Below are 12431 nucleotides of genomic sequence, written 5' to 3'. Positions count from 1 at the left end.
TCTATGTGCCGCTATCCTTCGACAAAGCTCAGGAAGGACGGCCCTGCCTTGTATGAGCAATGTTCTCCAGAAATCAATAGCACCCACCCGCCGACATCCCTGAGCTTTGTCGAAGGGTATAGAGAAAGACGTATTCATGGATTTGTTACAATTTTTCGCTTGGCTTAATAATGATATTTTGGCGCTGCCAGCAACGATACTATTCTTTGGCATAGGGATTGTTTTAACGGTTAAATATGGGTTTTTACAGATCCGTGCCTTTCCTTTGTTCATAAAACTTCTCGCCAAAGGCGCCACTAAAGGCAAGCATCAAGCAGGCGAAGGTCAAATGCGGACTATCGGTTCCATTGGTGCTTTATTTACTGCTATGGCTACTACCATTGGCATTGGTAATATTGTAAGTCCGACATTGGCAATTATGGTCGGTGGTCCTGGCGCATTATTTTGGCTTATCGTATATATTTTTATTGGATCAGCGATTAAGTTTACTGAGGTTGTATTTGCTTTAGATACCCGCATTAAAACCGTTGATGGGCATATCATTGGTGGACCAATGCGTTACCTTGCTCAAGTGCAACCATGGCTTGCTGTGTGGTACGGTCTTGCCATGGCACTTTTAATGGCAGGTTGGTCAGGAGTGCAAGCTAATACATTGGCTTCAATCTTGGCACATGAGCATGTTCCAGCATGGGTTACCGGGCTAGGTCTAGGATTGTTCGTTTGGGTTGTGTTGCGAGGTGGTGCGCAACGCGTGAGCGCTGTTGCAAGCAAACTCGTGCCAATTATGTTTATTGGCTATGTTTCATTTGCTGCAATTATTTTGCTTAAAGATTTAAGCGCATTAGGTCAGGCATTCACATTGATCTTTCAAGGGGCGTTTTCTCCTGTGGCAGCAGCGGGCGGTTTAGTAAGTGTTACGTTGTTTCAGACAATGCGAACGGGCGTCTATCGTGGCATTTTTATTACCGAATCAGGCATTGGTACTTCGTCAATTCCTCATGCTATGGCAGATGTAGAAAAGCCGACCGATCAAGGTATTTTGGCAATGTTTTCAGCTGGCGCTGATGCTTTTTTATCACTCGTTTCTGGTCTGCTCGTTTTAGTGACGGGCATTTGGATGCAAGGAGAATTTCGTAGTACCTTGGTGTACGAGGTATTCAAAATGCATTCGCCAGTATTTGGACGTTGGATTTTAACCGGTAGTATTGCTTTGTTTGCATTGACGACCGTGATGGGCAATAGTTTTAATGGAAGACAAAGTTTTGCCGCGTTGGCAGGATTTCGATGGGTGAATGCGTATTTGCTATTCACCGTATCGCTCATTTTTCTAGGCTCTATGATGCGCGTGCAATTGGTGTGGGAAATGATGGATACGGTGTTGACGTTCGTTGCTATTCCAAACTTAATTGGCGTTGTGTATTTGGCGTTTAAACGGCCAAATGTCTTAAAGGTTTAGTTTACGCTTTTTGCTGCTGCAGATACCGCAGAAAGAAATTTTGGCTGCGTAGCTTCTTTGAGCGATTGAGCTGGTTGCTGAATTGTTTGCTCTAAGCTGTTTAAGCGATTATTTTGTAGCTCTTCTTTGCGGATTTTATTCTCTGTGTTCAGGACAAGTAGCGTTAAATGCTTATTGCGTAACTCATCACATTTTTCTTTAGGGATCCCAGAATTGCAAACTTGTAGGACTAAGATATATCCTTTTTGTATTGCCTCACTTTCAGCGATACAGAGAGATCTTTCTTGCAGTTCTCTATGCTGTTCTTTTTCTTTACGTTCAGCTTCTTCTTTTTCTTTTTTTTCTTTCGGATCATGCATTGCTCGATCATAAAGATCATAACATGCTCGTGCGACAATTGCTCCAGCGCCTGCTTTGAGTAAAGCCATGCCAACTTCATATGCAGGGCTTGATGGTGATTGGGGAGGTTGTGCTGAATGTATCGACGAGGCAGTACATAATAAAATTAGCGCGTTCAGTATTGATATGGAAGATCGACGTATAATCATATTAAGTCCTGAGAAGGTTAAGCAATGGTAGTACCTGTGGCTGGAGGCGTTTGTTGTTCTTGTTTTTGTTCAGCCAATTTTGATTGATAGACAGGAGCTGTTGCGGTTGTAGGTTTTTTTTGTTGTCCATAACCAGCCAAATGCATACGTTTTTCCATATGCTGAAGACTTAAAACAGTAAGTTGATTTTTCATTTTTTTGCAGGCATCGGCTCTGATAGGATCATTCTCGAGTGATTCTATTACTTCAGACATGTTTTTTAATTGCTCTGCTTCTTGGTCTAGCATTTGTTGAAGCGCGATGATAGTTGAAAGGTCATCATTATCATTTTGATTTGTTTGTTTTTGTTTGGCAGAGAAAATGCGATTTTTTACCAGGCTGTAAAGATCGCTTCCTAAGTGTGAACCTATTGAATGAGTTGCGCCATTAGCTATATTGCGGCCGTATGATTTCCAAGTGTTTTTTTCTTCATAGGTGTGGTTATGATATTCAATCGTGTTTGCTAATTGTGCGTGTTCCACTACTAAAGATCCCTACTGAGTAAGTTGTTTTAAAATTTCTTGTTCTTTTTTATGCATCACTTCGTACTCTTCATCTTTTTCATGGTCATAGCCGAGCAGATGACAAATGCCGTGCACAAGCAGAATTTGCATGCGCTGCTCAAACGTTTGCTCCCATTTTTGTGCATCCTTTTGAACATATTCAAGCGATATAATCAAGTCGCCCAAATTTTTATCCTCTTCTGTTTTAGGCTTAATGCGTTGGCCGGCTTTAAGGTCAGGGTGATAACTGAATGATAGAATGTCAGTTGGTTTATCCTTACCTCGATACTGTTTGTTGTAAGTGCGGATGGTTTTGTTGGTTGTCAGCAGTATGCCTAAATCAAAATCGGTATACTTAAGAATATACAGGATCTTTTCTGCCTGAGCAATAAGTTTTTTTTCGTTTATCTTAATTTTCCGGACAGAGTTTTTTAAAGCGATCACAGTCCAACCTTGCCGTGCCATAATCCATCTTTTTCTTCTAATGCTGCAGTTTCAAGTTTGCCAACCACATAAACGAGCGCAACTGATTGTGTGACGCCCTTAATGAGTTGTTCTTGCTGCTTGAGGTGTTCAAGCGCAGCAGCGTCTTCAACATGAATAGTTAAAGATTCAAGAGCTGTTTTGAGCGAAAGTTGCTTTTCTGTCTTGAGTTTTCTGACTGCACCAGTTAATGCCACAATTCGCTCCATGGTAGCGGCTGTTTGGGTAAAGACAAACGGGTATTGAGCATCAGCAAATTTGGTTTGATGCAGCGAGTCTTTGCCTTCGTGTTGTTTATACAATTCTCCATAAATAGTCTCGGTCACATGGGGTATGTACGGTGCATACATTTGTAGGATGCGTAGTCCCACATGATACAGCGTCCAGCGTGTTGCGGCAACTTCTTCAGCCGAATAAAGTTCTGGGTTGAATAACTGATTTTTGATGAGTTCTAAATAGTTATCACAGAAATCATTCCAGAAAAACTTTTCAATAGGTTGGAGTGCTAACCCGAACTCGTTAACTTCAAAATATTTTTTGTAGTTTTCAAAGTGATTGTTGACGGTATGTAGAATCCATTCGTTTACCTGACCAAGATTTTTTGGCATTACCTTTGGGTTTTCCAGCGCCGTAATATGCTCTTTGGTGAACCAGAAGGCATTCCATAATTTTGTTACGAGGCGTTGGCCAATTTTCAGCTGTGTTTCAGAAAAAGCAATGTCGTAGCCCAAGCTGCCGGTTGCTGTCCAATAACGGATAACGTCCGCAGAATAAGTTTTGAGTAAGTTTTCTGGCACAAGTGGTGAGTTCTCTTTGGATTTAGAAATTTTTTCTTTTGCATCGCTCAACACATGTCCGGATATCACAATGTTGTGCCATGGAATGGTTTCGTGGTGCATCCATACTTTTACAATCGTATCAAAAGCCCAGGTGCGGATAATGTCGTGCGCTTGAGGACGCATGCTCATAGGGATAAAATTATGCACTGCAGGATCATCGATGGAGATTTTGTCATTATTTTCATACAAAGCAAACACAATGTATGGCGTAATGGAAGAAGTGTTCCAGGTGTCCATAACGTCAGTGTCAGGGGCAATATCAGTGCTGCCACATTTGTCGCATGAGCCAGAGAACGGAGTTTCTTGTGGATCAATAGGAAGCTGGGTGATATCTGCTACCATAATGTGGTTACAGGCCTTGCAGTGCCAAGCAGGGAAAGGGATACCAAAAAAGCGCTGGCGTGAAATACACCAATCCCAACTTAAATTTTCCACCCAATCTCTGTAGCGAGCTTGCATGAAGGCTGGGTACCAATCTACCTTGTCGGCCATCTCTAGGAATTTTTGTTTATGATCAAGAATATTCACAAACCATTGCTCAAGCGCTACAAATTCAATGTCTTTTTTGCATCGTTCGTGCGTATTGACCGAATGGGTGATTGGCTTTTGGCCAATCAACAAATTGTTTTTTGCCAGTTCTTCAAGAACCTTAGCTCGTGCTTCAGGAACTTTGAGTCCTGTCAAAATGCCAGTTTCTGGAGCAAATTTGCCATCAAGAGTAATGGATTGTTTGTAGGGTAATTTAAATTTTTTGTACCACTCGATGTCTGTTTTGTCACCAAAGGTACAACACATCACGAGCCCTGTTCCTTTTTCGATGGACACATGTTCATCTTCTAGGATTGGAACTTCATAATCAAAGAGAGGAACAGTAGCTTTTTGACCACGTAAATGTTGATAGCGTGCATCATCGGGGTTGAACAGAAGTGCAACACACGATGGTAATAATTCGGGGCGTGTTGTGCCGATAATAAGGTTGTTGCCTTCTGCATCTTTGAACACAATGTCATTAAAGAATGAAGGTTTTTGTACGTCATCAAGTTCTGCCTGGGCAACAGAAGTGCGGCAGGTTGTGCAATAGAGTGCTGGTTCATGCTTGCGATAGATGTAGCCCTTTTTATAGAGCTTGATGAATGATTCTTGTGAAAGTCTACGTGCTAAATCGGATATTGTTGAATAACAATTTTCCCAGTTTGCAGAGAGCCCCATACGTTGCCAGAGATCAACGAATTGTTGTTCAACGCTATGTGTTTCTTCAAGGCATATTTTAATGAATTCTGAGCGAGGCATGCCATGTGCGCGAACGTCTCGTTTTTTTTCGACATAACGTTCGGTTGGTAGTCCGTTATCATCAAAGCCAAAGGGATAAAATACAGAAAAACCCTGCATGCGTTTATAGCGGGCAATAATATCGGTTTGAGTGTAGGAGAAAATATGGCCGATATGAAGACTGCCAGAAACTGTTGGTGGCGGTGTATCGATGGAATAAAGTTTGCCCGGATTGTTTTCTAAACTATAGGTTTTTTCTGCAGCCCATTTTTGTTGAGCTTGTGCTTCAGATGAAGAGTGTTCGTACTGTTTATTCATATGGTTTCTTTATTTTATCCCCAGAAAACCCCAGGTCTTTTCAAGACTGGGGACGAATTGGCCTAAGCCCTTTTCCGGGGTCCCCTAAACCACGGCTTTTAAGCCGTGTGAGGGTTAATTGTTAATAGCGTTCAAGATGATTGTTTTTAATAATACTAAGAAAAACGGGGGGGGTCAAAAAAAGTCCTTGGACTGATTTTTTTCGAAAAAAATCGATTTTATCCTGAATTTACAGGGCTTTTTTAACTTTTTTTATTTTTTTTTATCAATCATTGCATTTTGTTTATTTTTTAATATATAATTAAATTACAGATAGAAATGTTTATATATTTTAAAATAACCTAATAAAAAAGGAGAGTATGTATGAAGATAAATAGATTAGGACTGACGTTAGTGGTAGCAGCTTTGGTTGTTTCTGGCGTTTGTCAGGCGGAATCAAAATTTGACGCTATCAAGAAGGAAATAAAAGCAAAGATTACTTTTGAAGAGGCTCGAGAAAAAACGACTAAAGCTATTGAAGATCTGAACTGTCCAGATGCAACTGCATTTAAAAAAGCTTTTGAAGAAGAAAAAGAAGCTTACAAGGCTTTGAAAAAAGCGGGCAAAAATATAAAAGAAATTGAACTCGAAGAACAAAAAAATCTTGATGACGCTCGAGCAAAGTATGAAGAAATGTTTGGAAAGAATTTATAATTAATGGCTAAAGACCAAGTCAAAGGAGAGTGAATATGAAGAATTATATGTTGTTTGCAGTGCTGGTTGCAGTATCAATGGGTACACTATCAAAAGCTTCAAGTCTTGCTGATAAAGCAATAAAAACAGCCCAAGCAGCTAAAGAAAAAGCGGCGCTCGACGCGGCGGCGGCCAATAAAACTAAATCAATGGCAGCAACAACAAAAAATACAGCGGTGAACAGTCCTGCGACTTCAGCTGCTGTAGCTAATCAGTATTACAATTACACGGCTCAAGAAGCAATAGATAAAGCAAAAGCGGTTGCAGAAGAATCCTTACAAAAATCGCAACCGGCAATTATCTATCGCCCTCAACAAAAATAGAATGAGATTTTTTGAAAAATTTATAATTAATAGTTACATAATAAAAGGAGAATGAATATGAAGAATTATATTTTACTCACAGCACTGGTTGCTGTCTCAATGACAACGGTATCAAAAGCTGAAAGTCTTGCTGATAAAGCAACAAGAACGGCCCAGTCTGCTAAGGCAATGGCGGTAGATGCAGCACAAAAAACTAAAGTAATGGCTGCCAATGCAGTTGATTCGGTGAAAAATGCTGTTGCGAATAATCCTAAAGCTTCGGCTGCTATAGCAGTAGGAGTTGGTGCGGCTGTTGCTGGTGGTGTATATGCTTATAATCAGTATTACAACAAGCCATCTGTACTTTACACTGCTCAAGAAGCAATAAGCAAAGCAAAAGCGGTTGCCGCAGAAAGTTTACAAAAGTTGAAAACGGCAATCACCTATCACCCATATGCAGCAGCTGGTATTGCTCTTGGAGCAACAGCGGTAATTGGTGGATTAGGCTATGTTGGTTATAACAAGTACCAAGAAGTCAAAGCGCAACGTCTGTTTGAAGAGGCTATGTACAACACGAATGATGATTTGTTGTAAATAGTGCGCGGAGCATAACGTAGGAATATAATTATGAAGATATACAAATACGTACTCATAGGATCAATGGTAGGGGTGCTGTTTACAGCGCCCTCTAACGCATTGGATGAAGTAAAAAAACCGGTTGAAGTTCCCGTAACTGAATCTGCGGGCGGTGTGATGGGTGTCATTAAAGACCATCCTGTACTTGTTGGGGCAGCAGCTGCAACAGTAGCGGCAGTGGGCGGTGGTGTTGCGTATTATTTGTCTACACGAAAAGGCGAAGAAAATGCACCAGCAACAGTGATGTCATCAGCAGTGACAACTTCTGCAGTTGCCACATCAATGCCTCCTGTAGCAGAAAAGCCAGCAGTAATTTCTCCAATAGAACCAACAGCAATGGTAGCAGAGCCTATTAATGTTGTTAAATCGGCAATTGTACAAGAGGCCGCTAAGGTTGGACCAACTGCAGCAGCAACTCCTCCTACGGCAGATGTGCTAGCATCTGAACCTGCAGTGCATGGAGAGTCTGTCCAAGCGCCTAAACAAATGGAGACACCAAAAGCTTCTGAACCAATAGAAAAACCAAAACGTGAATCGGTTAATCCAATGGCTGCAATTGTGCCATCAACAGCAGAACAACCTATATCAAAATCTGCTGCCGTGATAGAGGAAACACCAAAACTTGAATCGGTTAACCCGATGGCGGCGGTTGTGCAACCAACAACAGGGCAACCTGCCATAGCGCCTTTGACAGAATCAAGAAGGCCGTTGGTTCCTTAATGTAAGTAAAGAAGTTAGGCCTGGGCGTAATGTTTTTCAAGTTGATTGAATAAACCTTTTGCTATTTGGCGCATAGAATCAGGAGCTTTAGCATTATTTATTAATGTTACGAGCTCCTTTTTTGCTTCGGGTACATTTCCCAATTTTTCATAACATCCTGCCATTCTTATAGAAAGTTGTGGCATTGAGTCGTGCATGTGTTCTACTTTTTTAAAACAGATTAATGCTTTTTCTGGTTGATTAATTTTAACGTGAGCTTCTCCTTTATTGTACCAGGCGCGTGTTTCTTGCGGTGTCGTTGCGAGTATGTTTTCGTAAAGTGCGATGGCTTGATCGTATTTGTTAGACAAAAAATAGGCATTAGCTAAATTAAATTTAGCTTCCGGATAATTTGGATTAAGTTCAAGTGTCTTTTTGAAACCAAAAATTGCATCATCAAATTTCTGCAGACCTAGACTAGCTTTTGCATAGGTTGCAAAGCCCATATCGGTATCTAAGTCTGCTTTAGTACAGCTATCTTTAAACAATTGCCATGCTTTCTCTTGGTCGCCCCTTTCTAAATATAGTCGACCTAAATTGAAGTAGGCTTTTCCATAATATGGACGTAGTTTTAGCGCAACATTGAGGCATTGTTCTGCTTGATCGAGCTCCTTTTTCATGATTAAGAAGGAAGCCAAATTATTATATCCTTCAGGATAGTAAGGATTAATCGCTAGTCCTTGCTTGAGTGCTACAATGGCATCGTCAATTCTGCCCATGTTAGAGTAAGCAACAGCCAGATTGTTGCATGGGTCTGGATATTTACTATCCATAGCAATTGCTTTTTTAAAGTTTGCCGCAGCTTCTTCAAATTTATGACACTGTTGTGATAGCTCAACGCCATAATTATTATAAGCACGTGCCTTGCCGGGAGCGTTTTGAATAATGTTTGCCCAGAATTCTAGTCCCGAACGCCAGACAGTGTTTCGCTGGACTGTTGCGATGCTGAGTGGTAATGCAAAAAGACATATCAAAGCTACAGGACCATAGTGATTATGAGAAAGTACCGGCACATTTTTTAGTTTCTTTACAAGATACGTAAAAGCCCAAATTAAGCTTGCGCTGAGCAAGAACAACCAACCAAACGAGGCAGTATAGGTTTTGTAATCAACGAGTAGTTCGGGCGAAGGAATAATGCTTGAGCGTGGTGCAATGGCAACAGCAAACCATAGTGCGCCAAATGCGACAACATCTGCTTTGTCACGGCGTAATAGTTTGTACACGGCATAGGCAATGGCGAGCAATCCGATAAATGGCACAAGAGCATCGGGAGCAAAAAAACCTTTTGAAAGCATCCAGTCATACTCAACGCTGATTCCAAATGGCCAAACAAACATCCACAGATAGTGTAAAATAACTTTAAATTGTGAAACGAAGAACATTCCTGGGGTTATAGCGACGTTTCCATTGTGAGTAATAACATTGCCAATATTATTTTTTGCAACTGAGCCAAATGTTAAAATTTTGGTGAAAAATGCTGGCTTGAGAAGCCACAGATAAATTGTCGAGATGACGCCAAAAAGTGCCGCATGAATAATGAGTCGTTGTTTGAATGAACGCCAATCTCCTTGGGCTATAAAAAACCAATCAATAAGCATAAAAAGTGCGGGAGAAATAACCGCAATTTCTTTTGTGCCGCATGAAAGCACCGCAAGGGCAAAAAGCAAAGCCCCGAGAATAGTTTTTTTGCCGCGTGTTGTCGCTTGTGAAAGCTTGACAAGACATAGTGCCATGCCGAAAATAAAGAGTGCTGCGAGCCCCTCTAGTTCACCTTGAATAACGTAAGAGACTGTTTGAGTTTGTACAGGATGTAATAAAAATAATAAGGCGGTCATAAAAGCAATTGAATGGGCATGTGTTTTGAAAAAATTTTGCTTTTTTAAATGTGTCAATACGGTAAGTAACAAGAAAAATACTAGCAACCCATTGCAGGTATGAATCAACACATTGCCAACACGATAAGAAAACGGATCAAATTTGCCGATGCTATAGTGTACTGAATTAAGCCAGTAGCTAATCCAACGTGTGCCGCTGAACCATAGCTTGCTCAGGCTGTTATGGCGTATGTCAAAATGTTTAGTAATATTTGCAATGTCATCAAACTGGAATTCATAATGCAGTGACGGGTAATATACTATGGCAGTGAGAATCGCTAAAAACGATGGTGGGAGTATTGTGTAGAGCCATGAGGAGGCATTTGTTTGAGTCTTCATTATTAAAACTTCCTTGCTTATTTTATAGTTTCATTAGGTTCTCTGTGCGTTATTCTACTGAGCCCTTGCTTTTTTGTCGAGTGAGTTTTTTAACAACATATTAACACTAGTAAAGTACTCTCTCCACCGCTCGTCCTGAGTGTTTTTTGACATGCTTTTGCATGGAAAAAAATGTAACGAAGGATCGGTGGGAAAGTTATGTGCAATGAAAAATTAAAAATTATGTAAGTTTTTTTAGATCCGACCCGTTCGTTACATTTCTCGCTATAAAAAGCTCGAAACACTCAGGGCGAGCGGATCTGAGATGCTTTATGTGTGTTTGAATAATAGCACTTTGAGTTGTATCTATTGGATAAGGCTGATTGACCGTCGGTGCTATTTTGCCTACAATAAATAAGAAAAGCCCATTTTTACTCCTGTTAGGATCCCATGGTTAGCCTCAAGTCAGCAGAATTCTTTATTACCATGATTTCATTTTCATTGGCCTATATTTTTGTAGTTACTTTTGTCGGGTATTTCCGTGCATGGGTGACTGATAAAATGGGTGACGATTCGGCAGTAAACGCCGGCTTTTTGACGCTCAATCCTGCGCAACATTTTGACCTTGTTGGCTATATCTGTCTTTTGTGGTTGCACTTTGGTTGGGGCAGCCATATGCCACTTAATCCACATAACATTGTGGCACGATCACCACTTGTTCGTTGGATTAAATTAATTATTGCTTATTGGTCTGATGCCATTGCGCACATTGTGCTGGCAACATTTTCTATTACCGGACTTGTTTTGATGTTTGGTGGTAAGGTTATCGGTGTCTCTGTGGACATGATGATGACAGGGGAGCTATCGCACATGCGTTTTGCTGCACTCTATCCAGGTGGTTCATCAATTGCCATTTCTTTCGCTTTGGTATTAATTGCATCAGTTTATTTGAATGTTTTTTTGGCGGTATTTAATCTTGTATTTCGTGGTTTAGAACTCGTTATGATTTATCTGATAGAGCGTTCTCCGCACTATGCTCAATATAATAATCTTGCCACCATATTTTTATATGCCATTGTGGTTTCAATTTTTGTAACGCCACAGCTCAGATGGTTGTTGATGGTAATGATAGCTCATATGGGATATTTAATAGCATGCCTTTTTGGCGCATTATAAGTGAGATAGTATGCATAATAAAAATTTAGAATTATTAAAGTCTGGCACGGTTCAGGTTATTCCTGAAGCTGACTTGGAAAAAAAATTATTGAGTGGAAAAAAACTTAACATCAAATTAGGTGCCGATCCAACATCTCCAGATCTTCATTTAGGACATGCTGTTGTTCTTTCAAAATTAAAACAGTTTCAAGATCTTGGTCATGAAATTATTTTTTTAATTGGAGATTTTACTGCGCGCATTGGTGATCCTACTGGCAAATCAAAAACACGTCCGCCTCTCTCGGAAGAAGATATTAAACATAATACCAAAACATATTTCGAACAGATTGGTAAAATTTTAGATATCAATAAGATATCAGTACGTTTTAATGCTGAGTGGCTTGATGCATTGACGAGCAAAGAAATGGTAAAGTTGTGCGCACACAGCACCCTTGCTCGTTTAATTGAGCGAGAAGATTTTGATACGCGCATGAAAAATAATCAACCGATTGGTTTTCACGAATTGCTGTATCCATTGTTTCAAGGCTATGATTCAGTTGCGTTGCATGCTGATATTGAACTCGGTGGCACCGACCAAACCTTTAATCTTTTGATGGGTCGCTTTTTGCAAGAGCACTACGGACAAGCGCCGCAAGTGGTGATGACGTTGCCATTGCTTGTTGGTCTTGATGGCGTGCATAAAATGTCAAAATCTCTTGGCAATTCTATTGGTCTTACCGAACCTGCAGATCAAGCGTATGGAAAGTTAATGTCTATGTCTGATGAATTGATGTGGCATTATTTTGCTGTGTTGCTTGGCAGATCGCCTGACCAAGTCAGTGATTTGCAACAACGTGTTGCTGAAGGCGCATTGCATCCTATGACATTAAAAAAAGATATGGCGCATGAAATTATTGCAAAATTTTGGTCTGCGCAAGAAGCTGATGCGGCTCGTGAAGCATTTGTAGCATTGTTCCAGAAAAAAGATTATTCCCATGCACAAGAAGTTGCATTGCCTACTGGTTGCGCCAATCCTTTATGGATTGTTGAATTGCTTAAAACAGTTGGTGCTGTTGCTTCTTCATCTGAAGCTAAGCGGCTGATTGAATCTAATGCAGTGTCAGTTGATGGCGAAGTGGTGGCTGACTTTAAAGCAGAAATTACTTGGCAATCGGGTATGATTGTTAAAGTTGGTAAACA

At 40.5% G+C, this 12431-nt stretch carries 12 protein-coding genes; 7 read left to right on the top strand and 5 right to left on the bottom strand.

What is annotated here, in order from left to right; all coding sequences use genetic code 11:
- Positions 1–136 precede the first annotated feature (136 nt).
- On the top strand, positions 137–1456 hold the full coding sequence (locus NTX86_05530; GenBank protein ID MCX5922756.1) for an amino acid carrier protein: 1320 nt from the start codon (positions 137–139) through the stop codon (positions 1454–1456).
- Here the strand turns inward: NTX86_05530 and NTX86_05525 are convergent.
- From NTX86_05525 to NTX86_05510, 4 genes are all read right to left on the bottom strand, one after another.
- Entirely contained in the window at positions 1453–1884 is a 432-nt protein-coding gene (locus tag NTX86_05525; GenBank protein ID MCX5922755.1) for a hypothetical protein, read from the bottom strand. The genes NTX86_05530 and NTX86_05525 overlap by 4 nt on opposite strands.
- A gap of 137 nt (positions 1885–2021) precedes the next feature.
- The gene (locus NTX86_05520; protein MCX5922754.1) at positions 2022–2525 is read right to left on the bottom strand and encodes a hypothetical protein; all 504 of its coding nucleotides are present in this window, start codon (positions 2523–2525) and stop codon (positions 2022–2024) included.
- A gap of 12 nt (positions 2526–2537) precedes the next feature.
- The gene (gene ybeY / locus NTX86_05515) at positions 2538–2990 is read right to left on the bottom strand and encodes an rRNA maturation RNase YbeY (GenBank protein ID MCX5922753.1); all 453 of its coding nucleotides are present in this window, start codon (positions 2988–2990) and stop codon (positions 2538–2540) included.
- Positions 2987–5455, bottom strand: coding sequence for a valine--tRNA ligase (locus NTX86_05510; protein MCX5922752.1), 2469 nt, complete (start codon positions 5453–5455; stop codon positions 2987–2989). Before NTX86_05510 ends, ybeY begins: the two co-directional genes overlap by 4 nt.
- 363 nt (positions 5456–5818) lie before the next feature.
- Here NTX86_05510 and NTX86_05505 point away from each other — a divergent pair, with 363 nt between their 5' ends.
- From NTX86_05505 to NTX86_05490, 4 genes are read left to right on the top strand one after another with little or no spacing between them, the layout of a single operon-like run.
- Entirely contained in the window at positions 5819–6148 is a 330-nt protein-coding gene (locus tag NTX86_05505; GenBank protein MCX5922751.1) for a hypothetical protein, read from the top strand.
- Positions 6149–6183: 35 nt separating this feature from the next.
- The gene (locus tag NTX86_05500) at positions 6184–6510 is read left to right on the top strand and encodes a hypothetical protein (protein ID MCX5922750.1); all 327 of its coding nucleotides are present in this window, start codon (positions 6184–6186) and stop codon (positions 6508–6510) included.
- Between the two features lie 57 nt (positions 6511–6567).
- Positions 6568–7083, top strand: coding sequence for a hypothetical protein (locus NTX86_05495; GenBank protein MCX5922749.1), 516 nt, complete (start codon positions 6568–6570; stop codon positions 7081–7083).
- A 33-nt stretch (positions 7084–7116) separates the two neighbouring features.
- Positions 7117–7845 (top strand): hypothetical protein, encoded by a 729-nt coding sequence (locus NTX86_05490; protein ID MCX5922748.1) that lies wholly within the window; start codon positions 7117–7119, stop codon positions 7843–7845.
- 14 nt (positions 7846–7859) lie between these two features.
- Here the strand turns inward: NTX86_05490 and NTX86_05485 are convergent, their stop codons facing one another.
- Positions 7860–10097, bottom strand: a complete 2238-nt coding sequence (locus tag NTX86_05485; protein MCX5922747.1) for a tetratricopeptide repeat protein — start codon at positions 10095–10097, stop codon at positions 7860–7862.
- A 429-nt stretch (positions 10098–10526) separates the two neighbouring features.
- On the opposite strand from NTX86_05485, the gene NTX86_05480 reads away from it, so the two are divergent.
- Together NTX86_05480 and tyrS are read left to right on the top strand one after the other, a co-directional pair.
- The gene (locus NTX86_05480; protein MCX5922746.1) at positions 10527–11252 is read left to right on the top strand and encodes a hypothetical protein; all 726 of its coding nucleotides are present in this window, start codon (positions 10527–10529) and stop codon (positions 11250–11252) included.
- A 10-nt stretch (positions 11253–11262) separates the two neighbouring features.
- A partial coding sequence (tyrS, locus tag NTX86_05475) for a tyrosine--tRNA ligase (protein MCX5922745.1) occupies positions 11263–12431 on the top strand: 1169 nt, incomplete at its 3' end.

It is taken from the genome of Candidatus Dependentiae bacterium, assembly GCA_026389015.1.
Taxonomy (GTDB): domain Bacteria; phylum Babelota; class Babeliae; order Babelales; family Vermiphilaceae; genus JAPLIR01.
Note: the sequence above shows the minus strand (reverse complement) of the source record. Positions and strands in the feature narration are given on the sequence as shown.